Annotated in this window: 22 protein-coding genes and 1 pseudogene; 16 read left to right on the top strand and 7 right to left on the bottom strand. The window is 63.2% G+C overall.

The window, feature by feature from the left end:
• Positions 1-134 precede the first annotated feature (134 nt).
• Positions 135-1,016 carry a recombinase family protein gene (locus tag ACNKFW_RS22870; protein ID WP_071974352.1) on the bottom strand — a complete coding sequence of 294 codons (882 nt, stop codon included), beginning with the start codon at positions 1,014-1,016 and terminating at the stop codon, positions 135-137.
• 226 nt (positions 1,017-1,242) lie between these two features.
• Between ACNKFW_RS22870 and ACNKFW_RS22865 the strand changes: the two genes are divergently transcribed.
• Together ACNKFW_RS22865 and ACNKFW_RS22860 are read left to right on the top strand one after the other, a co-directional pair.
• On the top strand, positions 1,243-2,391 hold the full coding sequence (locus ACNKFW_RS22865; RefSeq protein ID WP_243700268.1) for a hypothetical protein: 1,149 nt from the start codon (positions 1,243-1,245) through the stop codon (positions 2,389-2,391).
• Between the two features lie 316 nt (positions 2,392-2,707).
• Positions 2,708-3,489, top strand: a protein-coding gene (locus tag ACNKFW_RS22860; RefSeq protein WP_409928813.1) for an IS5 family transposase whose coding sequence is annotated in 2 segments (ribosomal slippage) — positions 2,708-3,050 and positions 3,050-3,489 — 783 coding nt in all. Because the reading frame shifts where the segments join, the coding sequence is not laid out codon by codon here.
• A gap of 159 nt (positions 3,490-3,648) precedes the next feature.
• Here the strand turns inward: ACNKFW_RS22860 and ACNKFW_RS22855 are convergent.
• The 5 genes and pseudogenes from ACNKFW_RS22855 to ACNKFW_RS22835 all read right to left on the bottom strand — a co-directional run bounded on the left by ACNKFW_RS22855 (position 3,649) and on the right by ACNKFW_RS22835 (position 10,291).
• Entirely contained in the window at positions 3,649-4,845 is a 1,197-nt protein-coding gene (locus ACNKFW_RS22855) for an IS701 family transposase (protein WP_418025936.1), read from the bottom strand.
• A gap of 207 nt (positions 4,846-5,052) precedes the next feature.
• On the bottom strand, positions 5,053-6,435 hold the full coding sequence (locus ACNKFW_RS22850; protein WP_418025934.1) for an L-serine ammonia-lyase: 1,383 nt from the start codon (positions 6,433-6,435) through the stop codon (positions 5,053-5,055).
• A 419-nt stretch (positions 6,436-6,854) separates the two neighbouring features.
• Positions 6,855-8,381: pseudogene (locus tag ACNKFW_RS22845) on the bottom strand (hypothetical protein); the annotation flags it as partial.
• A 48-nt stretch (positions 8,382-8,429) separates the two neighbouring features.
• Positions 8,430-9,074, bottom strand: coding sequence for an RraA family protein (locus ACNKFW_RS22840; RefSeq protein WP_418025932.1), 645 nt, complete (start codon positions 9,072-9,074; stop codon positions 8,430-8,432).
• An 11-nt stretch (positions 9,075-9,085) separates the two neighbouring features.
• Positions 9,086-10,291 (bottom strand): pyridoxal phosphate-dependent aminotransferase, encoded by a 1,206-nt coding sequence (locus tag ACNKFW_RS22835; protein ID WP_418025930.1) that lies wholly within the window; start codon positions 10,289-10,291, stop codon positions 9,086-9,088.
• Positions 10,292-10,431: 140 nt separating this feature from the next.
• Here ACNKFW_RS22835 and ACNKFW_RS22830 point away from each other — a divergent pair, with 140 nt between their 5' ends.
• The 10 genes from ACNKFW_RS22830 to ACNKFW_RS22785 all read left to right on the top strand — a co-directional run bounded on the left by ACNKFW_RS22830 (position 10,432) and on the right by ACNKFW_RS22785 (position 18,988).
• Entirely contained in the window at positions 10,432-11,346 is a 915-nt protein-coding gene (locus ACNKFW_RS22830) for a LysR family transcriptional regulator (protein ID WP_418025928.1), read from the top strand.
• Positions 11,347-11,410: 64 nt separating this feature from the next.
• Entirely contained in the window at positions 11,411-11,866 is a 456-nt protein-coding gene (locus ACNKFW_RS22825) for an acetyl-CoA carboxylase biotin carboxyl carrier protein (RefSeq protein ID WP_418025926.1), read from the top strand.
• Positions 11,863-13,215 carry an acetyl-CoA carboxylase biotin carboxylase subunit gene (gene accC, locus ACNKFW_RS22820; protein WP_418025924.1) on the top strand — a complete coding sequence of 451 codons (1,353 nt, stop codon included), beginning with the start codon at positions 11,863-11,865 and terminating at the stop codon, positions 13,213-13,215. The genes ACNKFW_RS22825 and accC overlap by 4 nt, the downstream gene beginning before the upstream one ends.
• Positions 13,212-13,868, top strand: coding sequence for a 5-oxoprolinase subunit PxpB (gene pxpB, locus ACNKFW_RS22815; RefSeq protein ID WP_418025922.1), 657 nt, complete (start codon positions 13,212-13,214; stop codon positions 13,866-13,868). The genes accC and pxpB overlap by 4 nt, the downstream gene beginning before the upstream one ends.
• Complete coding sequence (locus ACNKFW_RS22810) at positions 13,865-14,851, top strand: biotin-dependent carboxyltransferase family protein (protein ID WP_418025920.1); 987 nt, start codon at positions 13,865-13,867, stop codon at positions 14,849-14,851. Before pxpB ends, ACNKFW_RS22810 begins: the two co-directional genes overlap by 4 nt.
• On the top strand, positions 14,844-15,182 hold the full coding sequence (locus ACNKFW_RS22805; protein ID WP_418025918.1) for a hypothetical protein: 339 nt from the start codon (positions 14,844-14,846) through the stop codon (positions 15,180-15,182). Before ACNKFW_RS22810 ends, ACNKFW_RS22805 begins: the two co-directional genes overlap by 8 nt.
• Positions 15,179-15,958 carry a LamB/YcsF family protein gene (locus ACNKFW_RS22800; RefSeq protein ID WP_418025916.1) on the top strand — a complete coding sequence of 260 codons (780 nt, stop codon included), beginning with the start codon at positions 15,179-15,181 and terminating at the stop codon, positions 15,956-15,958. Before ACNKFW_RS22805 ends, ACNKFW_RS22800 begins: the two co-directional genes overlap by 4 nt.
• A gap of 203 nt (positions 15,959-16,161) precedes the next feature.
• Positions 16,162-17,142 carry a TRAP transporter substrate-binding protein gene (locus tag ACNKFW_RS22795; RefSeq protein WP_418025914.1) on the top strand — a complete coding sequence of 327 codons (981 nt, stop codon included), beginning with the start codon at positions 16,162-16,164 and terminating at the stop codon, positions 17,140-17,142.
• A 26-nt stretch (positions 17,143-17,168) separates the two neighbouring features.
• Positions 17,169-17,681: a TRAP transporter small permease subunit gene (locus tag ACNKFW_RS22790; protein ID WP_418025912.1), complete on the top strand. Its 513-nt coding sequence runs from the start codon at positions 17,169-17,171 to the stop codon at positions 17,679-17,681.
• A 17-nt stretch (positions 17,682-17,698) separates the two neighbouring features.
• Positions 17,699-18,988 (top strand): TRAP transporter large permease, encoded by a 1,290-nt coding sequence (locus tag ACNKFW_RS22785; protein ID WP_418025910.1) that lies wholly within the window; start codon positions 17,699-17,701, stop codon positions 18,986-18,988.
• A gap of 42 nt (positions 18,989-19,030) precedes the next feature.
• Here ACNKFW_RS22785 and ACNKFW_RS22780 read toward each other — a convergent pair whose 3' ends face one another.
• The gene (locus tag ACNKFW_RS22780; protein ID WP_418025982.1) at positions 19,031-19,090 is read right to left on the bottom strand and encodes a hypothetical protein; all 60 of its coding nucleotides are present in this window, start codon (positions 19,088-19,090) and stop codon (positions 19,031-19,033) included.
• 91 nt (positions 19,091-19,181) lie between these two features.
• Between ACNKFW_RS22780 and ACNKFW_RS22775 the strand changes: the two genes are divergently transcribed.
• The 4 genes from ACNKFW_RS22775 (at position 19,182) to ACNKFW_RS22760 (ending at position 25,156) form a co-directional block, all read left to right on the top strand.
• A protein-coding gene (locus ACNKFW_RS22775) for an IS5-like element ISPme2 family transposase (RefSeq protein ID WP_088238952.1) occupies positions 19,182-19,969 on the top strand; the annotation gives its coding sequence in 2 pieces (ribosomal slippage) (positions 19,182-19,518 and positions 19,518-19,969; 789 coding nt in all).
• A gap of 444 nt (positions 19,970-20,413) precedes the next feature.
• On the top strand, positions 20,414-20,737 hold the full coding sequence (locus ACNKFW_RS22770; protein WP_145396293.1) for a HigA family addiction module antitoxin: 324 nt from the start codon (positions 20,414-20,416) through the stop codon (positions 20,735-20,737).
• Entirely contained in the window at positions 20,734-22,560 is a 1,827-nt protein-coding gene (locus ACNKFW_RS22765; RefSeq protein WP_418025908.1) for a site-specific DNA-methyltransferase, read from the top strand. The genes ACNKFW_RS22770 and ACNKFW_RS22765 overlap by 4 nt, the downstream gene beginning before the upstream one ends.
• Before the next feature lie 4 nt (positions 22,561-22,564).
• Positions 22,565-25,156, top strand: a complete 2,592-nt coding sequence (locus tag ACNKFW_RS22760) for a DEAD/DEAH box helicase (RefSeq protein ID WP_418025906.1) — start codon at positions 22,565-22,567, stop codon at positions 25,154-25,156.
• The last annotated feature ends 179 nt before the right edge of the window (positions 25,157-25,335 follow it).

The following is a 25,335-nucleotide window of genomic DNA, read 5'->3' as shown; positions in this document are numbered from 1 at the left end:
GTCTGCCCCGATCCATGGGCGCGTTTTTTATGTGACCGCGCGTTATTTTTCGAGACTATTGCCCGACCAACCAGATTCGTGCAAGCACTTTCTAGATTTAGTGGCAATCGGTTAGGCCAACACAAGTGTGATCCTCAGAGGAGCCCCAGCTTTTCAGCACGCTCCAGCAGCATTCTGACTGAGGAAGGCTGCCAGCTGGTGCGACCGCGAGGGGTGCGCTCACGCATGGATTCCAGTCGGTCGCAGATTGCCTGCAAGGTGATCTCCGGGTCAGCACCTTTAATTGCGGCGACAATCGCAGGCAGGCGATCGTCGGTTTCGCGACGTCCAGCGCGTCCAAGCACTTCAGCAGGCAGGAATCCGTCCGCCACGTATGCCTTCACGGCGCGGAGCAGGCGGCTTTGCGTCCAGCGCCGATCATGGGGCAGGGGGCCATTGATGATCCGCAGGACGTCTTCCCAAGCCATATCGGGGCGCAAACGGCGCACATGGGGCACCCAATCCTGCGCAGTTTCGTTCAAGCGCTCCATGTAGCCGTCCTGTCGCGCCAGCCGCACCTTGCGCAGCGCTTCAGGGTCCTTGGCGCGAAGACCTGGGTTGCCGCCTACGCGGCCCTTTGAGCGTGCCGAGGCAAGTCCGGCTTTGGTACGCTCGCGGATCAGAGCGCGTTCGAACTCAGCCGCAGCGCCTAGAACCTGCAACGTGAACTTGCCCTGGGGCGAGGCAGTGTCGATCGGGTCCTGGAGCGAGCGGAAGAACGCCCCCTTGCCTTCCAGTCTTTCGATCACCTCAAGTAGGTGCGACAAAGACCGCGCAAGCCGGTCGATCCGCACGACGACCAGCGTGTCGCCCTTGCCAATCCGCTCCAGCACACGTGCAAGCACGGGCCGCGCGCGGTTGCCGCCCGAGGCGTGCTCTTCAAAAATCTCGGCGCATCCCGCAGACTGCAGTGCCTCAGACTGGGGCAGGGGGGTCTGATCCTCGGTGGAGACGCGCGCATAGCCAATCAGCGGCATGAAACTGGGCCGTTTGCAATTTTATGTATCACCAATAAACGACCATTTGTAAACGGAAGCAAGAGCGCTCTTTATGGCCGAGGTCAGCAAAATGCCCTTGGTTTCCTATGGCTGCGCGCGTTCAGAGATATCTCGCGAGCAGTCGCGCGCGCGTGCTATAAAGGGAGTACAGGCGCACCACGAGAAAACCCTTGGGTAAAAAGCAAAACGTACGTATTTTGCACATATGAAGCCTCACGTATCTGCTCCATATGGCATTTCTGACGACCCTCTGACCGGAGTGGAAGAGGCCGCGGAGAGATCCGAAGACGATCTGTGGTTCCTGCCTGGTCCGATCGAAGACGAGCCCGACGATCTGCCGCCCGTCCTCAGGGCCGAACCCCGCGAGACTGCAATCCTTGACGATTGGCGCAAAGCCGAGGCGGACAATGCCGCGCGGCTCGCCCGTGTCGCAGGTCGGCTCGGTGGGCTGGACGAGCGGTTGCGGAGGGGGCCTGAGGGTTGGCGCCACAGGCTCGCCCTGATCGAAGCGGCCGACCTAAGTTGGTTCGTAGGCGACCGCATCGGGGCGGATCGACTGGCGCTCTGGATCGCCCTGCGCCTGTCTGGAGTTCAAGACGATACTGCCGCCCTGGCACGGGTCGGATGGGCGGTGCGGCGTCTGACGGGAGGGCCAGGGCCGGAGGTGGACCTGGCCGCTTTTGTGGATCGCCGTGACCCCGAGAACTTGGCGGGTGAGGCGGAACCCTTTGCGGATCGCGCGGGCGGTTGGCTGGACCTGATGGCGCAAGCTGCCGATCTGCACCCGATCAGCCGTGCCTGCATGGGCTTTCACATTTGGAACTTGGCCGGTCTCGGGCAGCACGGAGACCGGATGGAAGCGGCTGTCACGTCCGCGCGGATCGCAGCCAGTGAGGGAAGAGGGGCTATCTTTGCGCCACTGGCCATGGGCGGGGCAGGGGGCCTTCGTGCCTCTGGCCGACCCGCCGACCGTTTGACGCGCTGGCTAGACGGGATGGAAACGGCTTGCCTGAGCGCGATCCGCCACCTCGACGACGTTGAGGTATGGGCTGCGCGAGCGGAGGTAGAGATGACCTCACTCTCGGGCAGAACGCCCAAAGCCTTGCGCGCGGCACTTACTGAATGGCCACTCGTCTCTGCCCCGATCGCCGAGACAATGACCGGCGCCAGTCGCGCCGCCGTTCAGCGTAACCTCGCTTGGATGGAGGCGCGACACCTTATCCGCGAAGTGACCGGGCAGGGTCGATACCGGATGTGGCGTATCGCTGAAGCGCGCGAAATCGAAAGACGGTCAAACACGAACAGGCCAAGGAAAGTTTCGCCGAATAGCTCTTTCGAGAAGAAGGCCGGATAAAGATGCGTAGGGGTATTGAGTCTTGCTCGCAGCATTCAAGAGATAGATCGTGTCAAGAGGTGGGCAAGATACGCTGTACTCTCGTAATTTCTTGCGACGCAGGTTGCGTCGATTAATTGCTTTGGTTTTGAGGATTTTATGCGCGCACTGCACACCGCCGACTGGCATATTGGTCAAACCCTGAACTGAACTGGCCCCCAATTCGACCGGACACTTGGGCATAACCATGGAGGCTTAGGCATATGCCTAGGTGATGTTGACAAAAGGGGTTCCACCGGCGTGCGCGCTGTGATTCAAGCTGCTCTCTACGTAGGAGATGAGCTTGGCACGCAACCTGATGTCCGACGACGAATGGGGATTCTTTGAGGGCTTCATCCGAGCCGTCCGGCATCCGAACGGGCGCAAGCCTGCGGACCATCGTCTTGTTCTGGATGGCATTTTCTGGATCGCAAGGACTGGTGCGCCGTGGCGCGACCTGCCCGAAGAGTTCGGCAAGTGGTCCTCGGTCTACCGGCAGTTCCGCCGTTGGACCCTTGCCGGGCTGTGGGAGGATATCCTGGACGCGCTGAACCACGCTGGGATCGCGCCGGACAAGCTGCAGATGATCGACAGCACCGTGATCCGCGCCCATCATCATGCGGCGGGCGCAAAAGGGGGACTCCGAAAGAGGCTCTTGGCCGTTCGAGAGGTGGCTTCTCGACCAAGATCCATCTCCGCATCAACGGCGCTGGCCTCCCGATGAGGACCGAGATCACGCCGGGGCAGGATTCCGACTACACCGGCTATGATCTGGTGATGGCCGACAACCTGCCGCAGCCAGCCGTCCTGGTCGCAGACAGGGGCTATGACTCTGATAAAATTCGGGAAGACATCGAGAGCCGCAACGCCCTCCCCATGATACCGATGCGAAAGAACCGAAGGGTGCGCAAGGCTGTCGACATGACCATCTACACCCTGCGCAACATGGTCGAGCGCTGCTTCAACAAGCTGAAAAACAGCCGTCGGCTGGCAACCCGCTACGACAAAACCGCAGAAAGCTTCCGCGGCTTCATCGACATCGCATGCATCAAGCTCTGGCTCCGCCATTTGTCAACATGACCTAGCATTACAGTTGCGTTTTCAGTTTGATATGAGCCTGTCTTGCTGCGGCCTGATGCGCCCTTCGCCACATTGACCATGCGATGATCTGTGCGGGCTGGATTTGACGCTGTGCCATGCGATTGGCGATGCGGCGGATTTCCTGGACAGACCATCGGATCAGGGGCGGAGGCACGGGTTGCGCATCGTTTTTGGGGGCGGTGCGGTGTTGGCATGATGGCGGATGGTCGCCATCATGGCGAAGGCCAGCATGACCAGGGAGACATGGCGGTGCCAGCCATGCCACGAGCGCGTCTCGTTGTGATCGAGGCCAAGCTCGTTCTTCGCGGTCTCGAAGCTGTCCTCGATCGCCCATCGGTGGCCCTCGACCCGTGCCAGTGCTTCCATAGACGTGCCTTGTGCGCACCAGGTCGAAAAGAAGGCCAACTCTCCGTCTGCGATATTGCGGCGGATCAGCAGGCCTCGTGTCCAGGTCCCGCTCAAGGCCGCGTTGTAATCTGCGGCATTGAGATCGGCCAGCTCGATGTAGGCCCAGTCATGGAGCCGCTCGCCCTTTGTGCCCGTGCCCGCGGACAGGCGTTGCCATGCCTCAGGGGGCAAGTTCGCGGCAATATCCCTGGCGGTTCCCGCAACGGCATAGGGCTTGTCCCAGGAGTTGAACGCATGCTTTGCGCTGACCCCAAGCACATATCCCTTGCCGGCACGCCGCAGCGCCATCTCGATATCGCCGACCCCATAGACGCTGTCTGCCGCCACCCAGGAAAACGGCATCTCGGTTGCCAGCGCCCGCTCGATCATGGCACGGGCAAGCGCGGGTTTGGTGGCGAAGCCGGTCTCCTGCGGCACATGGGTCTTGCGGCGCCGTTCGGGATCGTCCGCCCAGGCCTTCGGCAGATAGAGCGCCCGGTCGATGAAAGCATGCCCATGGCGCGAGACATAGGCGGCAAAGACCCCGATCTGGCAATTGGTGATCTTGCCCGCCGAGCCGGTGTATTGGCGCGCCACCCCGCAGGAGGCATGACCCTGCTTCAGAAAGCCGGTTTCATCGATGACCAGCACCGCATCCGGATCCGCCAGCGTTTCCAGCGCATAATCGCGGACGATGTCGCGCAAGGCATCGGCGTCCCAGGGCACCCGGCCGAGGATCGCCTGCTGCCGCCAGGGACCCTTGTCGCCGGCGGCTTCTGCCCGCATCCAGCCGGTCTTGCGCCGCTCGTCCCCCAGCAGGCCATCGAGAAACTGACCGGCCGATGCCGCAACCCGTTCCTGTGTGAACAGCACCCGCATCCGCGACTTCACGTCCCGAAGCGACGAAGCCCACAGTTCAAGCGTTTCCTCCACAGCCAATCCCGACATCCATGACCTCATCAAAATCATGGTAACACATTGATTCAGAGATGAGATAAAAACGCAACTGTAAAGCTAGGACGTGGCTACAGACGCGAGAAACTCTCCCGGCAACCAAAGTCGCATTTGGGCTAGCGCGACCAGGGGCCTGCAAACCGTGAGCCGAATGCCAAGAACGAGCAAAGATGACCTTCATCTATTTCTCCATCGAGCGCTTCAACAATTCGGCACGTTGACGGCCAGCCCCCCCAGCGAAGTTTCCTTGTACTTGTCCGACATGTCGCGCCCGGTCTGGCGCATCGTCTCGATCGCCGCGTCCAGGGGCACGAAATGCGTGCCGTCGCCGTGCAGCGACAGGCTGGCCGCGCTGACCGCCTTGATCGCGCCAAGCCCGTTGCGCTCTATGCAGGGCACCTGCACCAGCCCGCGCACCGGGTCGCAGGTCATGCCCAGGTGATGCTCCAGCGCGATCTCGGCGGCGTTCTCCACCTGTTCTGGAGTGCCGCCTAAGACCGCCGCCAAGCCTGCGGCAGCCATTGCGCTGGCACTGCCGACCTCGGCCTGGCACCCGGCTTCGGCCCCCGAAATGGATGCGTTGTGCTTGACAAGCCCGCCGATGGCCGCCGCTGTCAGCAGGAATTCGGGAATGTCGCGTTCTGACGCGCCGGGCACATGGTCCAGCCAGTAGCGGATCACGGCGGGCACCGTTCCCGCCGCGCCGTTGGTGGGCGCCGTCACGACCTGGCCGCCAGCCGCGTTCTCCTCGTTTACGGCCATGGCATAGGTGGACATCCAGTCGTTGATGACATGGGGGGCGGTCAGGTTCATGCCGCGTTCGGCCAAAAGCTTTTCGTGAATCGCCTTGGCGCGTCGCTTGACCGACAATCCCCCGGGCAGGATGCCGTCGGTCGTCAGTCCTCGATCCATGCAGTCGCGCATGACCTGCCAGATCCGCATCAGCCCGTCGCGGATCTCGGCGTCCGAGCGATAGATGCGTTCGTTGTCATGCTTCATCCGCGCGATGGACTTGCCCGAGGCTGCAGCCATCTCCAGCATCTCGGCCGCGCTTGCGAAGGGATAGGGCACGGCAGGCGCATCGTCGCTGCGTTTTTCATCGCCCTTGCGGGCCAGTTCCTCGTCGGTCAACACAAAGCCCCCGCCGATCGAGTAGTAGATGCGGTGGAAGATCACGTCGCCCTGTGCATCCGTGGCCGACAGCGTCATGCCGTTGGCATGCCCCGGCAGTGCATGGTCGAAATCGAAGCGAAGGTCGCGATTGGGGTCGAAGGCCAGGGCGCCCAGGCCCTCGGGCGACAGAAGATGCGTTTCGCGGTTCCGGGTCAGCGTAACTTCGGCCGCCTCGGCGTCCAGCGTCGCGGGCACGAAGCCCGCAAGGCCCAGGATGGTCGCGCGGTCGGTCGCATGGCCCTTGCCGGTAAAGGCCAGGCTGCCGTGCAGGCTGGCCTTCAGCCCATGCGCCTTGAAGGGCTGCTGGCGCAACTCGTCCAGAAAACGCGCACCGGCGACCATCGGACCCATGGTATGGGACGACGACGGGCCGACCCCAACCTTGAACAGATGGAAGACCGACAGGAACATGGGCTAAATACTCACGCTGCTAGCGAAGGATACCGTCAAGTCATTCCCCACGATCAGATTTGGGCGCAGCCGCGACAGATAATCAGTCACGTTTTTTGGGGGCAACTGATAGGCTATCGCTATTCGGTGTCCTTCATCTCCTACGCCGTCTGGATCTGTCATTGTTTTCTATCACTTTATGCGACGCAGAGTGTGCAATTGCTGCTGCAGGTAGTTTAGCCTCAGCTGATTGGAGGAGTGGCTGTCAGGTGATGCAGTTCTGTGATCAGCGTCTGCACCCGCGCGGCATGGCGGTCGCTCATTTCGGCCTGTGTGGGGTTGGTCGATGTGGCGATGCCCGCCAAGATCGCGGCCAGTTCGGTACAGGTCTCGGTGAGGCGGGGATTATCTGTCGCTGCATGGCGAAGAGGCGGAACCGGCGGATCGGTTAGCTGTTCGCCACGCGCTTTCAGTTCCTCGGCGATCACCAGCGCCTTGGCGCGCAGCCAAGCATAGCTCAGGTTGTTCAGCAGCGCAGGAATATCCGTCGTCTCGCGAACGCCGCCGATCCAAGCGCGAAAATCGCCAGGCATTCCCGGAAAGGCGTTCAGATAGACCGCCGCGCCAAGCCCCGCCTCATGCCGACCGCCCGGATGGGTGATGCCGCTGTCACCCAGAAGCTGCTTGGCGCGGGCCAGGATGCGGGGACGCAACTCCTCGAATCCGGGGTCGTTGACTTGCAGCAGGGTGACCGCTGTGCCGCGCTTCTCGGGATCGGCGACGGCTAGGTTGAACAGCGGATTTTCTGCCACCCATGCCTCGACCGCGGCACGATTCGCGGTCGAGCGCGCGTTCAGCGCAGTCACCGGGCCGATGCGGCTTTCGATCTGGCGCAGGCCGAAGGTGGTCTCGGCGAAGGCCAGCAGGCTGAAGGTGTTGATGACACCGCCGGTCATGCGGTCAGCCTTGGCGTCGTAGAACGGCCCCTGCGCGACCGAGCGCGGGCCGGTGACCGGGCGCGCGGGATCTTGCGGCACGGTCAGGCTGAGCTGTCGCGGAATCGCCCATGACGGCGCGGCGATGTTGCGATCGATCTGCGCCAGCGCCTGCGGCGTGAAGCTGGCGGTGAAATAGCCCGAGACCCCGCCGATTGCCTTCTGCAATGGCATGAAAAGGCAGCATTTCGCCATAAGCCCGGCGATCAGGTCATCCGGCCAGGGCATCGCGCCCAGAAGCGAGGTCGCGTCGATGATCGCATGGCGGTTCGCAGGGTCGCGGTCCAGCCATTCCAGCAGCCCGGCGATCTCGGCGGCGGTATAGGCGGTCGCGCCGGTGGTTTCGTGGCCGACGCCAATGAACAGGCGGATGCCCAGGGCCTCCAGAGTCTCGGCAGGCGGGATGCTTCCTTCGTCGCTGGCGAAATGCAGCCGCTCGGTGGTGCCGTTCTTCGACAGGCGGCACAGGTCTATGATCTGCGCGGCCCATGATTGACGGAAGAAACCGGCGGGGCCGTTGCGGGCGCTTTCGGGGCGGGGCGTGTCGATATAGACTTGCTGCTCGGGATCGTTCAACGTCATCAGATGCTGGATGCAGGTGGTGAAGCCGCTATGACCGCCACCCAGGCCAACCGCCAGATGGTTCTGCGCGGGCAGGCCGAAATAGCGGTGGATGGCCCGCATCATGTCCCGCAGGATGCTGTCGGCAGGCTCGCCCCGGTGCATCGAGCGCGCAAGTTCCGAGGCCGTATAGCCGCCGATATCGCGGCCCCGGTCGTCGGTCTTGCGATAGGTCGCGTACAGCCAGCGCTCGAATTCCAGGCGGCGCAATCGGCGGTCCACCTCGTCGGTCGATCCGTCGCTGATCGGGCCGACGCCGAAGAAGGGATTGGACGGGCGCACGGGCGGCCCCGAACGCGTGGCGTCAAGGGCAGCCTCGCGGGCCGCGCGCAGGATATCGGTGGCAAGCATGGGGGATCCCTTCAGGAAGGGGGCGTCGGAACGCCCCCGGTGGTGCGGTCAGGCCGTGCGCGTGTCATAGGCGCCGACGTAATGGCCCGCGGCGATGCCGCGCAGGATCTCTTCTTCCCTGGCCGATTGCGCGCGGGTGGCCTCAAGCAGGGCGGCGGCGATGGACTGGGGGAAGGCCACGACGCCATCGGCATCGCCCACGACGATATCGCCGGGATTCACCACCATGCCGCCGATGGTCACGGGGACGTTGATCTCGCCCGGCCCGTTCTTGTAGGGGCCAAGATGGATGCCCGCGCGGGCAAAGCAAGGAAAGTCCGATTTCGCCAGCGAGGCCACGTCGCGCACCGCCCCGTCCAGCACGAAGCCCGCCGCGCCGCGCATCTTCGCGACCGAAGTCATGATCTCGCCGATCAGAGCGCGGCTGATATCGCCGCCGCCATCGACCACGATCACGTCGCCGGGGCGCAGCAGGTCCAGCGCCAGGTGGATCGCCTTGTTGTCGCCCGCCCGCGTGCGCACGGTCAGCGCGGTTCCGGCCATCGGCGTGCCGTCATGGAAGGGCCGTAGCCCGGCCGCGCCGGACAGGCGGTGCAGGTTGTCGCTGATATTGGCGACGGGCAGGGCGCGGAAGGCATCCACCAGCGCGGGATCGGCCTGCAACGCGTTGGGATTGTGGCGTTCGTCAAGCATCTTGGTTCCTTTCAGGTGAGGGCGGCGCAGGCTTTGGCGATCAGTGCGCAGCCGTCGGCGATGGTGTCTTCGGATGTGGCGAAGGATAGGCGCAGGCAGGGCGACATGCCGTAGGCCGCGCCGTCCATTACCGCGACGCCCACCGATCTCAGCAGGTAGAGCGTCAGATCGGTGTCGGTCTTGATCACCTCGCCCTCCGGCGTGCGGCGACCAAGCAGGGCCGAGACGTCGGGATAGATGTAGAAAGCCCCCGCGGGTCGGACGCAGCTCATGCCAGGGATGGCGTCAAGGCGCTCGTGCATCAGGTTGCGGCGGCGTTCGTAAAGCGTGACCATCTCCCGCACGGGGGTCTGGTCGCCGTTCAGCGCCTCGACGGCCGCCGCCTGGCTGATCGAGCTGGGACAGGTCGTCGATTGCCCCAGCAGCTTGGTGATTGCGCCGATGACCTCGGACGGCCCCGCGGCATAGCCGATCCGCCAGCCGGTCATCGCATAGGCCTTGGACAGTCCGTTGATCATCAAGACCCGGCCCGCAAGCGAGGGATCGACGCGCAAAAGGCTGTCGGCGCGGGCGCCGTCATAGACCAGGTGCTCATAGATATCATCCGTCATCACCGCGACATGGGGATGGCGGTGCAGCACCTCGGCCAACGCGGAAAGTTCATCGCTGGAATAGACCGAGCCGGTCGGGTTCGAGGGCGCGCAAAGGATCACCCAACGGGTGCGCGGGGTGATCGCGGCTTCCAGCGCCGCGGCAGTCAACTTGAAGTCGTTCTTGCGCGCGCAGGGCACGATCACCGGCCTGCCGCCGTTCAGCGCCACGATATCAGGGTAAGAGACCCAGTAGGGCGCGGGCACGATCACCTCGTCGCCGTCATTCAGGGTGGCCGCGAAAGCTTCGAAGATCAATTGCTTGGCGCCGCAGCCTACGACGATATCCGAAGGGCTGACGGTGATCCCGTTGTCGCGCGCCAGCTTGTCCGTGATCGCCTGGCGCAGCGCCGGCGTGCCGTTCGAGGCGGTGTAATGCGTGTCCCCCGCCCGCATCGCGGCGATGGCGGCCTCGATGATATGGGGCGGCGTGTCCAGATCCGGCTCGCCGATGGTGAAATCCACAATCTTGCGCCCCTGCGCCCGCAGGTCGTTGACGATGGCCTTGGCTGCGATGCTTGCCGAAGGTTTCAGCGCGTTCACACGGTTGGATAGGGTTATGCTCATCGGTTTGCCTGTAATGGGGCAGACGGCCCGTAAGGACGGCCTCTGATGGAATTTCTTGCATCTTAAGTCAGGGTATCATAGAAAAAACCGATAAATATTTATCTTATACCATTCCTTGTGAGAATGAATATGGAGGCCCCATGCCTGCGCCGACCACGCTGAAGCAGCTGGAAACCATCTACTGGATCGCCAATTTGGGTACGTTCGAGCGCGCGGCGCTGAAGCTGAACACGACGCAATCGGCGATTTCGAAGCGGATTCAGGAACTGGAACTGGCTGCGGGGGCTGAGTTATTCGACCGCAGCCTGCGTGGCGCGCGGCTGACTGAGAAGGGCGAATACCTGGTCGGCATCGCCGAAGAAATGCTCGAGCTTCAGAACCGCATCCATGCCCTGCGCGACGGCGCCGCGCCCCCAGTACGCAGAATTCGCTTCGGCGTGACCGAGTTGATCGCGATGACATGGCTGCCCCGAATGGTCACCCTGCTGCGCGAGCAATTCCCCAATGTCGTGCTTGAGCCCGAGGTAGATATGAGCCGCACTCTTTACGAGGGGCTTCTGGACAACAGCCTCGACCTGATCGTGATCCCCGAGACCTTCACGGCGCCCGAGGTCACCTCGCAGGTTCTGGCCCAGGTTCGCAACGACTGGATGGCGCGACCCGGCTTGGTCGCCACTGCCGAGCGGGGGTCGCTGCCGCTGTCGGACCTAGTGCAATATCCGATCCTGTCGCAGGGCAGCCGCTCGGGGTCTGGGCTGCATTTCAGCAAATGGCTGCGCAACCAAGGGATCGTCTTTCCGCGCCAGGTTTCCAGCGACAGCATGACCGCACTTCTGGGGCTGACCATCGCGGGTCTGGGCATTTCATACATGCCAAGCGCCTGCTTCCGACCGCTGATCGACGAAGGCAAGCTGGAGATTATCCTGGCCGAGCCGGCCTTGCCCTCGGTTCCCTATGCCGCGATGTATCGCAACGACCGGCCTTCGGCCATCGCAGCCTCGGTGGCGCAGGTGGCGGCAGAAGCCTGCGATTTCACCCGGCAGTTCCAAGAATGATCCACTTTGGGAATGCATCAATATAAAATTAAATCATTTTTCTTCAAGCAAAGGACAGGTCAGGATGGCCAGGAAGGCGGATGCAAATCGCCTGTCTAAATGGGAAGATAGCATGGACTTCGCGGAGATCAGGCGAATCGTAGATGAACTGGCCGGATCGGCGGCACGCGAGGTCAAGGTCGAGACCGGCGGGATGAAGATCCACCTGCGTCTTGCTCAGGCCGGCGCAGCCCCCGTTGCCGTCCCCGGGTCCGCCGCAACGCCCCGCGAAGGGGCCGAAGCCGTCACTGCCCCCATGCCCGGGGTGGTCTATCTTTCGCCCTCGCCCGCCGCCGCGCCTTTCGCCAGCACCGGCGCGCGGGTCGCCTCGGGCGATACGCTGCTGCTGCTGGAGGCGATGAAATCCATGCTGCCGGTATGCGCGCCCTTCAATGCCATCGTCGATGAGATCCTGGTCGCCGACGAATTCCCGGTCGAGATCGGGCAGCCTCTGATCCGCCTGCGCCCGGTATCTGCATGACCCATAAGCTGCTGATCGCCAACCGGGGCGAGATCGCCCTGCGCATCCAGCGCGCCTGCCGCAAGCTGGGCATCCCCCATGTGCAGGCCTGTTCGCAGGCCGATCAGGAGGCGCGTTATGTGCGCGAGGCCGACCAGTCCATCTGCATCGGCCCAGCACGGGCGCGCGACAGCTATCTGAACATCCCCGCACTGGTCTATGCCGCGCGGGCGACCGGCGCGGACATGATCCATCCGGGTTATGGCTTCCTGTCGGAAAACGCCGATTTCGCCGCCGCCATCGAGGCCGAGGGGCTGATCTTCGTCGGCCCGCCCGCCTCGGCGATCCTTGCGATGGGCAACAAGGTCCGCGCGCGTCAGGCGATGATTGCAGCGGGCGTGCCCTGCATTCCCGGCTCTCCCGGGCCGCTGCCCCCCGATGCGGGCGAAATCCGCCGGATCGCGCAAGGGATCGGCTATCCGGTGATCGTCAAGGCCTCGGGCGGGGGCGGCGGGCGCGGAATGCGCGTTGTCGCAACCGAGGTCGAACTGGACGATGCCGTCGCCCTGACGCGCGAAGAGGCGCGCACCGCCTTCGGCAATCCCGAGCTTTACATGGAGCGTTACCTGACCACGCCGCGCCACGTCGAATTGCAGGTGCTTTGCGACGGGCAGGGCAATGGGGTGCATCTGGGTGATCGCGACTGCTCGATGCAGCGCCGCCACCAGAAGGTGATCGAGGAGGCCCCGGCCCCCGGTGTCCCGCGCGCGCTGATCGAGCGGGTGGCGGCGCGCTGCCTGGATGCCTGCAAGGCGATGGGCTATCGCGGCGCGGGCACTTTCGAATTCCTTTACGAAAACGATGAACTGTTCTTCATCGAGATGAATACCCGCCTGCAGGTCGAGCATCCCGTGACCGAGATGGTCACTGGCGTCGATATCGTCGAGGCGCAATTGCGCATTGCCATGGGCGAGCCGCTTGGCCTGACCCAGGCCGACGTCGGTTTTTCCGGCCACGCCATCGAGTGCCGCATCAATGCCGAGGATCCGGCCACCATGCTGCCCTCGCCCGGTCGAGTCAGCGAATGGCAGCCGCCGGCGGGCGAGGGGCTGCGCGTCGATACCCACCTGCATGAAGGCTACGAGGTGCCGCCGCATTACGATTCGCTGGTGGCGAAGCTCATCGCCCATGGGCCGGACCGCGCCACCGCCATCGCCCGGATGGAGGCCGCGCTGGCCGCCACCCGCGTCGCCGGCATCGCGACCAATATCCCCCTGCAAGCCCGTCTGATGCGCGACGCGGCATTCCGCGCCGGTGGCGCCGGGATCAACTATCTGGAGACCAAGATGAAGGCGGAGGCGGGGGCGTGAGCGGGCCGGTCTTTTCCGAACTGGGCGAGGCCGCGCTGCTGTGCGAATACGCCCCGGGCGCACTGGACCTGGCGCGGCAGCGGCGGATCTGGGCGGTGGCCTCGGGCCTGGGCGGGGTGCCGGGCGTGCGCGAGGTGATTCCCGGCATGAACAACCTTGCTGTGGTCTATGACCCCGACGCCTTCACCCCCGCGACGCTTGCCGCAAGTATCGAGGCGCTGTGGTCCGCGCCCGTCCCCGATGCGGCGGGCGGGCGCATCCATGAAATCGCCGTCACCTATGGCGGCGAGGCAGGACCCGATCTGGCCGCCTTGGCCGAGGCCGCGGGCATGAGCCCCACCGACTTTGCTGGGCTGCATGCAGGCGGCGATTATACCGTCTATGCCTTGGGCTCGCAGCCCGGTTTCGGCTATCTGGGCGGGCTGGATCCGCGCCTTGCCGCCCCGCGCCGCGCCGCGGTCCATCCGCGCGTCGAAGCGGGACGGGTCATCATCGGCGGCGCGCAGACGGCGGTGCAGTCGTGCACCACGCCCTCGGGCTGGCACATGATCGGACGGACCGAGGCGGTCTTCTTCGACCCCGCCTCCGACCGCCCGGCGCTGCTGGCACCCGGCGACCGGGTGAAATTCAGATTGCTGGAGGTGCTGGCGTGATCGAGATCGTCTCTCCCGGCGTCATGGCCTCACTCCAGGATCTGGGCAGGCCGGGCTGGCGCAATCTGGGCGTCGGCAGCAGCGGCGCGATGGATGCTTTCGCGCTGCGGATCGGCAACATGATGGTGGGCAATCCGCAGGATCTGGCAGGGATCGAATTCACGCTTGGCGGCTTCCGGCTGCGTTTCCGATGCGATACGGTCTTTGCCCTGACCGGGGCAGATGCCCGTGCCACGCTGGACGGGGTGCCGGTGCCCGCATGGTGGGTGCGCCCCGCCCGCGCGGGGCAGGTGCTGAGCGCGCAAATGGCCGGGCGCGGGATGCGCAGCTATCTGACCGTTGCGGGCGGGATCGATGTGGCATCCGTCATGGGCTCGCGCGCGACCGACCTGAAGGGTGGTTTCGGCGGGCTCGAAGGCCGCGCCCTGCAACCCGGCGACCTGCTGCCGGTGGCCGTGGCCGAGCCGCCGCGGATCGGTCCTTGCGGCTTCGGGCTGGACGCGACCCGCCTGGACCTGCTGCCCGCGCCCGAGCCCGAAATCCGCTTCATCCCGGCGAAGGAATGGGACATCCACGGCCCCACCTTGCAGGAGCGCTTCCTGACCAGCGCATGGGCGCTGCAACCCGACAGCAATCGCATGGGCTATCGCCTCTCGGGGCCGGAAATGCGGCGCGAGAAACCGCTGGAACTGCTGTCCCATGGCATCCTGCCAGGGACGATCCAGCTTCCGCCGGGCGGGCAGCCGGTGATCCAGCTGAACGACGCCAATACCTGCGGCGGCTATCCCAAGCTGGGCGTGGTGATCGAGCCCGACCTGACCGCGCTGGCGCAGGTGCGGCTTGGCGCGCAGCTTCGCTTCCGCGCGGTCAGCCGCGACGAGGCGCTGAAAGCCCGCGCCGTCCGCGAAACCTTTATCGAGCGGCTGGCGACCCGGATCGCCCTTGCGCGCGACTATTCGATGCGGAGCGGCTGGAATGGATAGGAACTTTGCCACCGGACTGCGGTCGCTGATCGACCATCTCGCCCTGCGCGGCGTCGCCATGCTGTCTGTCCGGCAGGGGGATGAGCGGCTGCGCATCACCCTTGGCAAGGGCGCAACCCCGCGAGCGCGGGCAGAGGCTGTCACCATCGCCGCCGCCGGGCCGGGCATCTTCCACGCCCGCCATCCCGGCGGCGCGGATCTGGCCTGCATCGGGGCGGGCGATTTCCTCTTTCCTGTCGCATCCCTCTGCGACGACGACGAGATACTGGAACAGGAGGGCGCGGTCGTCGGCTTCGGCACCCCGCTGATCCGCAAGGGATGCAAGGCATGACCGAACGCGCAATCGACCTGAATTCCGATCTGGGCGAGGGCTACGGCGCGTGGCGCATGGCCGATGACGATGCGATGCTGGGGATCGTGTCCTCGGCCAATATCGCCTGCGGCGCCCATGCGGGCGATCCGGTGGTGATGGCCGACACGCTGGCGCTGGCCTTGGCGTGCGGTGTCGCGCCGGGGGCGCATATCGGCTATCCCGACCGGCAGGGCTTCGGACGGCGGTCCATGCAGCTTGACCTGCGCGAGTTGGAACTGCTGGCCCTTACCCAGCTTGGCGCGCTGTCGGCGCTGGCTGCGGCGGCGGGGGTGCGGCTGACCCATGCGAATTTCCACGGCGCTCTAGGCAACCTGTCCTTTGTCGATCGCGACGTGGCGCGGGTGCTGATCGGCGCGGTGCGCAGCTTTGACCCCGATCTCGGCTTCGTCGGCCTGCCCCATACCGCCGCCGCCGACGAGGCCGAGCGGCAGGGGCTGCGGCTGGTGCGGTCCTTCCTTGCCGACCGGGCCTATAATCCCGACGGCACGCTGGTTTCGCGCCAGAAGCCGGGTGCCGTGATCCACGACGAGGGTGCCGTTGCCGCGCGCATCGCGCAGGCGCTGACCGAAGGCACCGTGCAGGCCATCGACGGCAGTCTGGTCGCCATGCCGGTCGATTCCATCCTGATCCACAGCGACACTGCTGGCGCGGTCGAACTGGCGCAGGTGATCCGCCGCACGGTCGAAGAGGCGGGCTTCGCCGTTGCCCCCTTTGCGACGCCCCGGCCTCGCTGAAACCGGTGGCGCAAGCTGTTGATATGGCATGGTCATGGGCAGGTCTGATCGTTGAGCATCAATCCTCTGCATTCCGATGAGGAATGAAAGACCATAATTATATATCGCTATAACTTCTCAACCCTCTGCGCTTTCATGGAATGAGAGAGCGCGCCAGTCGCAATCGGCTCGGCAATAAACATCACATGACAGGGAAAACTCACATGATCCGCTTCCAGAACTTCGGCCTTGTTTCGGCACTTGCCCTTGGGACCGCCGCGCCCGCGATGGCGCAGACCGCATGGGATCTGCCGGTGGTCTGGCCCGCCGAGAACTACATCACCGTCAACACGCAACGCTTCGCCGAAGAAGTCGCCGCCGTGACCGATGGCGAGGTGCAGATCACTGTCCATCCCGGCGGCTCGCTTGGCTTCAAGGGGCCGGACATGTTCTCGGCCGTGCGCGACGGGCTGGTGCCCATCGGCGACATGCTGCTGCAACAGCAGACCGGGGACAACCCGCTGCTGGGTCTGCAATCGCTGCCCTACCTGATCGACACCTATGAAGACCAGGTGGCATTCCAGGAATTCTACCGCCCGGTGCTGAACGACGTCTTTGCCGAGAACAATCAGAAACTGCTGTTCACCGTGCCTTGGCCGCAGCAGCAGATCTATACGAAGAAAGAGATCAATTCGATCGACGACTTCGCCGGGATCAAGATCCGCTCGTCCGATTCCTCGGCGACCGAGATCTTCCGCGCCGCCGGCATGATCCCTGTGCAGCTTCCCTGGGGCGAGGTCATCCCCTCGCTGGCGACGGGCGCCATCGATGCGGTCGGCACCTCGTCGCCCTCGGCCGTGGATGGCTCGTTCTGGGAGTTCCTGACCCATGGCTATGCGACGCGGCACACCTGGAACCTCGACGCGATCAGCGTGAACGCGGACGCCTGGAACCAGCTTTCGCCCGAGCATCAGGAGGCCATCGCCGAGACCGCCGCGCGGCTTGAGCCCGAATTCTGGCAATCCGCGCAAGATACCGACGCGGTGCAGCTTCAGAAACTGGCCGATAACGGCATCACCAACGCGGAACTGGACGACGCCACCCGCGAGGAACTGCGCCGCCGCGCCGCCCCGATCCGCGAGGCCGAGATCGCCCGCATGGACCCGCGCGGCGCGCAGGTCGTGGAAGCATTCGAGAGCCGGTGATCCATCCCCAACCGGAGCACGGTCCCATGTGGCAATCAACCTACCGCGCTGTCGATGCGCTGTCGCGTGCGATGGCATATGTCGCGGGCTTTGTCGTCCTGATCATCGCGCTGATGCAGGTGGTAGAGATCGCTCTGCGCAACCTCATGGGCATAAGCCTGACCTTTGTGTGGGAACATGCGGCCTATATGCATATCGCGGCGATCTTTCTGGGGCTGGCCTTCACGCTGCGGACAGGGGGGCACATCCAGGTGACCCTGCTCGCCGGGGCTTTCCCGCGGCTGTTCGACTGGCTGTCAAGCACGGTGGGGCTGATCATCTCGGGCTATCTCAGCTTCGCGATGATCCGGCTTTGCTACAACTGGGGCAGCACCGGGCGGACCTCGGGGACGGTCGATAACCTGCCGCTGGTCTATCCGATGATCTTCGTGGCCTTCGGCGCCTCGATGCTGACGCTGCAACTGGTGTTCCGGCTGATCCACCTGGCGATGGGGACACGGCTGCAAGAACCGTGGATCGCCACCGTCGCGGCCGATTGAGGAAAGGGAAACCACCCATGCCGCTTTCCGTCATAACCCCGGTCCTGCTTCTGCTCGTGCTTCTGGGCAGCGGCGCGTGGATCGGCCTCGGCCTCATGGGCGTGGGCATCGCCAGCCTCGAGATCTTCCGCAACATGCCGGTGGACCGCGTGCTGGCGCAGACCGTGTGGAACGGGCTGTCCTCGCCCGAGCTGCTGGCCTTGCCGCTGTTCATCCTGATGGCCGAGCTGGTTTTCCGCTCACGCTTCATCGGCGGGCTGTTCTATGCACTGGAGCCTTGGGTGCGGCGCTTTCCCGGTGGGCTTCTGCATACCAATATTCTGGGCTGCGCCTTCTTTGCGCTGATCTCGGGCTCGTCGGCGGCGACGACCAGCGCGATCGGCAAGATCACCCTGAGCGAGCTGCAAGAGCGCGGCTATCCCAAGTCGATCTCGATGGGGTCGCTTGCAGGGGCGGGAACCTTCGGTTTCCTGATCCCGCCCAGCATCATCATGATCGTCTATGGCGTGCTGTCGCAGACTTCGGTGGTCAAGCTGTTCGCAGCGGGGATCATCCCTGCAGTGATCCTTGCCTCGATGTTCATGGGCTATCTGGCGGTTTATTCCTGGGTGCGGCCCTTCGATGTGAAGGTCGAGCCGACTACGCATATCTGGAAAGAGCGCTTCTCGCGCCTGCCGGTGCTGGCGCCCTTCCTGGTTCTGATGGCATCGCTCCTGGGATCGATGTATTCGGGCCTTGCCAGCCCGTCCGAGGCCGCCGCGCTGGCCGTCGTCATGACCATGCTGATCATGGCGGGCGAGCGGACGCTGAACTGGCGCAACCTCGTCGACGCCTGCATGGGCACGGCGCGCACCGTCAGCATGCTGGGGCTGATCATCGGCGCGGCCTCGTTCCTGTCCACCGCAATGGGCTATCTAGGCCTGCCGCAGCAGATCTCGAGTACGATCAATGCGATGAACCTGTCGCCACTGATGCTGATTGGGTTGCTTTTGCTGATCTACCTTGTCCTCGGCTGCTTTCTTGAGGGGATGTCGCTGATCGTAATGACGCTGCCCATCGCCTTGCCGCTGGTCCTGGGTGCGGGCTATGACAAGATCTGGTTTGGCGTCTTCCTGATCATCGTAGTCGAGATGGCGCAGATCACCCCTCCCGTTGGGATGAACATCTTCGTCATCCAGGGACTCACGGGCGAGAAGCTGGGCAGCATCGTCCGGGCAACACTCCCCTTTTTCCTGCTGATGGTCGCCTTCGTCGTGCTGATCGCGATCTTCCCCGGCGTTGTAACCTTCCTACCAGACATGGTTTGAACTTGTGGAAGCCGTGATGAAGGTAAGCCTCCGGTCCGACCGCTACCCGTTCCAGTGCCATGGCAGCAGATCATCGACTTTGGTGATCTTGTAGCCGGGGATACGGGCGAGCGTGTCCGTGAGCCAAGCCTAGGGCGTGTTGACAAAAGGGATTCACCGGGCGCGGTGATCGTGATTCAAGCTGGTATCTGCAATGGAGACCAGCGTGGCACGAAACCTGATGTCGAACGACGAGTGGGCGTTCTTTGAACGCTTCATCCTGGCTGTCCGTTCTCCGAACGGCCGCAAGCCCACGAACCATCGGCTTGTTCTGGATGGGATTTTCTGGATCGCCCGAACGGGGTCGCCCTGGCGCGACCTGCCGGAAGAGTTCGGCAAATGGTCGTCTGTCTATCGGCAGTTCCGGCGCTGGACGTTGGCGGGGCTGTGGGAACAGATCCTGGAGGCGCTGAACGAGAGCCGGATCGTGCCGGATGCGCTGCAGATGATCGACAGCACCGTGGTTCGCGCTCATCATCAGGCAGCGGGCGCAAAAGGGGGACTCCGCGCCAAGGTTTCGGCCGCTCGCGAGGTGGCTTCACGACCAAGATCCATCTGCGGGTCAATGCGGCAGGCCTGCCCATGAGAACCGAGATCACGGCCGGGCAGACATCGGACTACCTCGGCTTCGATCTGGTCATGGCTGACAACCTGCCCGAGCCAAGCGTTCTGCTCGCAGACCGCGGCTACGACTCCGACAACATCCGCAAGACCATGGAGGTGCGCGACGTGGTGCCGGTCATCCCCATGCGCAAAACCCGGAAGCTACGGGTCGCCGTTGACCGCAGGCTCTACCGCCTGCGCAATCTCGTTGAGCGGTGCTTCAACAAGCTCAAGAATGCCCGTCGCGTCGCCACCCGCTACGACAAGACCGCCGAAAGCTTCCTGGGCTTCATCGACATCACGTCGATCCGCCTCTGGCTCCGCCATTTGTCAACATGACCTAGGCAGGAGCGGAACAGGAAAGCTGCGGATCGGCGGCTTGGCTCGCGATACGCGCTGACGCGCTGCCTCTGCGGATAAACCAGATGCGACAAGTGCCTCAACGATCCGTGAGGAACGTGAGGGACCATGTTCGGAAAGGTACTGCGCAACGCTGGTCATAGGGCATGTCACACTACTTAATTTATTAATTCAACTACCTACATGCCCCTCGTTTTCAACGAGGTACTCAGAGTTGTTTTAAATCAATGTCTTAGATGGCTGTTTCCGGGCCCGATTTTTTGGCCTCTGTCACAATGGTTTTTGGAGTCATGCTTTTGGCCTGCTTTCGCACCCGAAAATAAGTACTGGGCACTGCCATATTCCGTAAAGCGTTACTTTACAGGCAACGTTACGTCCGATACGCTGCATCCGAATCAATGAACATTCAACGGGCAACGCGCGATGACCGACGAGGATGACCTTCGGCTGAAGACGCCCGCCCATCCGGGTGGCTTCGTGAAGCAAGAGGTCTTGAAACCGCTCGGCCTGTCGGTGACAGAGGCGGCGGATGCGCTAGGCGTCACGCGACCGGCACTGTCGGCGCTCCTGAACGAGCGCGCGCACCTGTCGCCGGACATGGCGATCCGAATTGAAAAAGCCTTCGGCGTCTCGATGGAGACGCTGATGCGCATGCAGAACAGCTACGACATCGCCCAGGCCCGCAAGCGGGAAGCGGAGATCAAGGTCGAGCGATACACTGGAATGACGATGAAGGGGCGGGCATGACGGAGCTGAGTTTCAAGGGCAAAGAGTTTGTTTATAACCACCATCTGGCGGTGCCCTTCCGTCCGCTCGTGCCCGATGAAAGCAAGGGCATCGGTCCTGTCGCGCTTGACGGCAACCTCGTCATCCACGGCGACAACCTGCACGCGCTGAAAGCGCTCCTGCCGCTCTACGCGGGCAAGGTGGACTGCATCTTTATCGATCCGCCGTACAACACCGGCAACGAGGGATGGTGCTACGACGATAACGTCAATGCGCCAATGATCCGGGAGTGGCTGGAGTCCAATCCGGTCGGTGTTGAGGACGGCCTACGTCATGACAAATGGTGTGCCATGATGTGGCCGCGCCTTCGGATGCTCCATGAGCTGCTGGCGGACCATGGCGTCATCTTTATAACCATCGATGATAACGAGGCGCACCGCCTCACAAATATTTGCTGCGAAATATTCGGTGAGGAAAATCATGTCGCCACCTTTATCTGGCGGAAAGTTGATAGCCCGAACGATAACAAGGTAGCTATCACACCCGACCATGATTACGTCCTCTGCTTTGCGCGCGATATTGGCTCTGCAAAGTTCAAGAGGATGATCGCCCCGTCCATCCTGAAAGCTTATCCGAACCGAGACGAGAACGGACGCCCTTTTAGAGATCGCCTTCTGAAGAAGAACGGACGGGCGAGTCTCCGCCGTGATCGGCCGACCATGTTCTTCCCGCTTGAAGACCCCGATGGAAATGAGGTTTTCCCCATACATGATAACGGGGAAGAAGCGCGATGGTCGATGGGGAAGAAGGGCATCAAGAAACACAAAGATGCCGGTACATTGATCTGGAAGAGGATCGAAAAGCTCGGACGTGAAGTGTGGGAGCCTTACACCCGCGAGTTTGCGCCCGAGGACGATCCCACGCGGCCGTTTCCAACGATTTGGAGCGACGTGGATACGATGCGGCAGGCCAAGGCCATGCTCAGGAACATATTTGGCACGTCTGATTTGTTCGACACGCCGAAAACCGTGAAGCTTCTGGACAGGATCATCGACATTGCTGCCGATGATGACGCAATTATCCTAGATTCCTTTGCGGGTTCTGCAACAACGGCTCACGCCGTGCTCGAAGCCAACAAGCGCGACGGCGGCAATCGCCGCTTCATTCTCGTGGAAATGGAGGAATATGCCGACAGCCTGACGGCAGAGCGCGTCCGGCGTGTCATCAACGGCTATGATTTCGAGGGCACACAGCGAACAGAGATGTTGCGGGAGCGGCTGAACTGGCGCGCGCTCAGCAATGCCGGAGAGCTGGCGCACAAGGTCGAAGGCATCGAGAACCTGCACGGCCACGAATACGACCGCATCAAGAAGGAAGTGAAAGACGGCGAGCTGATCGTCACCGGCGAAAAGACGGTGGCGGAACGTGCAGAAGGTCTTGGCGGCACCTTCACCTATTGCACCCTCGGCGATCCCGTCGAGCTGGACAAGGTGCTGAGCGGTGAAACCCTGCCGCCCTATGCCGGCCTCGGCGCGGCGCTGTTCCACATGGCGACCAATCACGCGCTCGATCCCGCCGCCGTGCGCGAGGATGATTTCTATCTCGGTGCCATGGAAGGCCAGCATGTCTGGCTGATCTACAAGCCCGATCTCGACTGGTTGAAGTCGCCGGAAGCGGCGTTGACGCTGGCGCGCGCCAAGGCATTCGCCGCGTCCGATCCGGACAAGCGCCACCTTGTCTTCGCCCCGGCGCGCTTCGTGAGCCAGAAGATGCTGGCGGAACAGAACATCCCCGTGGAGTTCGTGCCGCTGCCCTTCGCGCTCTATCGGATAGATCGGAGCTGACGCCGTGTTTCGCCAACTCGATTATCAGGACCGCGTCATCAAGACGCTCGATGACTATCTCGACCTTTTGAAGGAAAAGAAGGCGCGCGCCGACAAGGTGGCGGCGCTCGCCGCGCAAGACCCGGACCTTGGCCTTGCCATTCCGGATTTCGCGAAAGAGGCTTGGGAAGCGATGAAGACGGCAGGCAAGCTGCCTGCTTCCCGCGCCGCGATACCGTTCTCGCCGCGCATAGACGGCTGCGAGCGGCCCGTACCTAACGCCGTGCTGAAAGTGCCGACCGGCGGCGGCAAGACATGGCTTGCCGTCTCCGCCGTCTCGCGGGTGATGGGCCGCTATCTCGACCGCAACACCGGTTTCGTCCTGTGGATCGTGCCGAACGAGGCGATTTATACGCAGACGCTCAAGCACCTGAAGGATCGCCAGCACCCCTACCGTCAGGCGCTAGACCGCGCGGCGGCGGGGCGCGTGAAGATTATGGAGAAAACCGACCGGCTCGATGCGCGGGACGTGGAAACCAACCTCTGCGTCATGCTGCTGATGCTGCAATCCGCGAACCGCGAGACGCAGGATTCCCTGAAAATGTTTCAGGACCGGGGCGACGTGCACGGCTTCTTCCCGCCCGAAGGCGAACAACAGGCGCATCAGGCCGCCATCGACCGCACGCCGAACCTCTCTGCCTATACGGGCATGTTCGCGATGGTGAAGGATTCCCTCGGGAACGCCCTTCGAATCATTCGGCCCGTGGTCGTGATGGACGAAGGCCACCGCGCCATTTCCGATCTCGCCTTCGGCACGCTCTACGGATTCAACCCGTGTTTCGTGCTGGAGCTGACGGCCACGCCGCAGGATGTGCAGCCGCGCGGCGGCCGCAATCCGCGAGAAGGCCGCTATGCCAATGTGCTGGTGGAAGTGACGGGGCGCGAGCTGGACCGTGAGGGCATGATAAAGATGCCGCTCAACCTCGATCCCCGGCAGGGCAATGACTGGAAGGCGACGCTGAACGCGGCGCTTGCCAAGCTCAACGCGCTCGATGCCGAAGCCCGGCAACTGCGAGCCGATACGGGCCGCTATATTCGCCCGATCATGCTGATCCAGGTCGAGCGCACGGGCGCGGATCAGCGCGAAAGCGGCCATATCCACGCCGAGGACGCGAAGGAATGGCTCCTGACGGCAGGTTTCGATCAGGCGGAAATCGCGATCAAAACCGCGCAGCAGAACGATCTCAACGATCCGGAAAATCAGGACCTCTTGTCGCCCACCAACCGCGTGCGGGCGATCATCACGAAACAGGCCCTGCAAGAGGGCTGGGATTGCCCCTTCGCCTATGTGCTGTGCAGCCTTGCGGCCAGCGCCAACCTCAAGGCCATGACCCAGCTTGTCGGCCGCATTCTCCGCCAGCCCGGCGCGCTCAAAACGGACGTTGAAGCGCTCGATGAGTGCCACGTCATCACGCATCACGCCGATACTGCGACGGTCGTCGGTGCCATTAAAGACGGCCTCGAACAGGACGGCCTCGGCGATCTGGTCCTGCGCGTGACGCAGGACGACAAAAGCGGGACCGGTAAGACTGCCCGCACGATCAATCGCCGCCCGGCTTTCGCCTCCACGGAAATCTACCTGCCCAAGGTGATGGTGGTGGAAAGCGGCGACGCGCGCGAGCTGGACTACGAGACGGATGTGCTTTCCGCGCTCGACTGGCGGGGCTTCGATCCGCAGGACATCGCGGATCGGGTGCCCGAAAACGCACAGGCGGCGGAAAGCCAGCTCCAACGGATCAGGCTTGCCGAGGACGGCGACGAATTGTTCGTCGGCGAGACTGTCGCCGCCAACGCGGAAATCCTCGCCTTCGATCCGGCGCATGCCGTCCGGATGATTTCCGACATCGTGCCGAATCCCTTCGTCGGCCGCGAGATTGTCGGCGCGACGGTTGCGGCCCTGCGGGCGCGGGGCTTCGATGACGCGAAGCTCGGCCTGCTCGCTAGCCTGATCGTGGAAGAGCTGCGCAAGGGCCTCGAAGCGGCGCGGAACGCGCGCGCCGAAGCCCTGTTCAAGGCCGAGGTAGCGGCGGGACGCATCCAGTTTCGCTTGCGGCTCGATGGCCGCAACTGGCGAATGCCGTTCAGCATCGAAACGACGGAACCGGAGAACGCGCGCCAGCTCCTGAACCGCGCGGGCGGCCCGCTCGAAAAGAGTCTTTTCGCGCCGGTCTACGAGAACGAGCTGAACAGCGACGAGCGGGATGTGGCGGTCTATCTCGACGGCGAAAAGGCGCTGGCCTGGTGGCACCGCAATGTCGCGCGGACGCAATACGGCATTCAGGGATGGAAGAAGGCCAAAATTTATCCGGATTTCATCTTCGCCGTGCAGCGCGATGGCGAAGCGAAGCGGATCACGGTGCTGGAAACCAAGGGCGACCAGCTCGACAACCTCGACACGGCCTACAAGCGCGAGGCGCTGTCGTTCCTCTCGGAGCATTTTGAATGGGACGAAGCAACGCCGGTCGGCGAATTGGAGCTGGTCAAACACGGCGAGACCGTCGGAGGCACCTTGATCCTGATGAGCGAATGGAAGGCGAAGCTACCTGCGTATCTCTGACTGAACAGAATTTGTCTGATGGTGTAGTTACCGAGCCGCGAGGGATACGCGCTGCTTGCAGTAATCCCTTGCGTTCTTACAATACACCACCACAACGGCGTGCAATTAAGATTCCGACGTGGGTTATCATCCGTTAGACTTCGTGGTGGGGGAACACGATGCACCTAGGTCGTGTTGAC

The organism is Paracoccus sp. TD-10, from assembly GCF_048270675.1.
In the GTDB taxonomy this organism is placed as follows: Bacteria; Pseudomonadota; Alphaproteobacteria; order Rhodobacterales; family Rhodobacteraceae; genus Paracoccus; species Paracoccus pantotrophus.
The sequence above is the reverse complement of the archived record's forward strand: the minus strand, read 5'-3'. Positions and strand labels throughout refer to the sequence as shown.

What these genes read in the sequence shown, in the direction of transcription:
- ACNKFW_RS22870 (WP_071974352.1), bottom strand. Translation starts at nt 1,016, where the DNA reads ATGCCGCTGATTGGCTATGCGCGCGTCTCCACCGAGGATCAGACCCCC.
- ACNKFW_RS22865 (WP_243700268.1), top strand. Translation starts at nt 1,243, where the DNA reads ATGAAGCCTCACGTATCTGCTCCATATGGCATTTCTGACGACCCTCTG.
- ACNKFW_RS22855 (WP_418025936.1), bottom strand. Translation starts at nt 4,845, where the DNA reads ATGTCGGGATTGGCTGTGGAGGAAACGCTTGAACTGTGGGCTTCGTCG.
- ACNKFW_RS22850 (WP_418025934.1), bottom strand. Translation starts at nt 6,435, where the DNA reads ATGTTCCTGTCGGTCTTCCATCTGTTCAAGGTTGGGGTCGGCCCGTCG.
- ACNKFW_RS22840 (WP_418025932.1), bottom strand. Translation starts at nt 9,074, where the DNA reads ATGCTTGACGAACGCCACAATCCCAACGCGTTGCAGGCCGATCCCGCG.
- ACNKFW_RS22835 (WP_418025930.1), bottom strand. Translation starts at nt 10,291, where the DNA reads ATGAGCATAACCCTATCCAACCGTGTGAACGCGCTGAAACCTTCGGCA.
- ACNKFW_RS22830 (WP_418025928.1), top strand. Translation starts at nt 10,432, where the DNA reads ATGCCTGCGCCGACCACGCTGAAGCAGCTGGAAACCATCTACTGGATC.
- ACNKFW_RS22825 (WP_418025926.1), top strand. Translation starts at nt 11,411, where the DNA reads ATGGCCAGGAAGGCGGATGCAAATCGCCTGTCTAAATGGGAAGATAGC.
- accC (WP_418025924.1), top strand. Translation starts at nt 11,863, where the DNA reads ATGACCCATAAGCTGCTGATCGCCAACCGGGGCGAGATCGCCCTGCGC.
- ACNKFW_RS22805 (WP_418025918.1), top strand. Translation starts at nt 14,844, where the DNA reads ATGGATAGGAACTTTGCCACCGGACTGCGGTCGCTGATCGACCATCTC.
- ACNKFW_RS22800 (WP_418025916.1), top strand. Translation starts at nt 15,179, where the DNA reads ATGACCGAACGCGCAATCGACCTGAATTCCGATCTGGGCGAGGGCTAC.
- ACNKFW_RS22795 (WP_418025914.1), top strand. Translation starts at nt 16,162, where the DNA reads ATGATCCGCTTCCAGAACTTCGGCCTTGTTTCGGCACTTGCCCTTGGG.
- ACNKFW_RS22790 (WP_418025912.1), top strand. Translation starts at nt 17,169, where the DNA reads ATGTGGCAATCAACCTACCGCGCTGTCGATGCGCTGTCGCGTGCGATG.
- ACNKFW_RS22785 (WP_418025910.1), top strand. Translation starts at nt 17,699, where the DNA reads ATGCCGCTTTCCGTCATAACCCCGGTCCTGCTTCTGCTCGTGCTTCTG.
- ACNKFW_RS22770 (WP_145396293.1), top strand. Translation starts at nt 20,414, where the DNA reads ATGACCGACGAGGATGACCTTCGGCTGAAGACGCCCGCCCATCCGGGT.
- ACNKFW_RS22765 (WP_418025908.1), top strand. Translation starts at nt 20,734, where the DNA reads ATGACGGAGCTGAGTTTCAAGGGCAAAGAGTTTGTTTATAACCACCAT.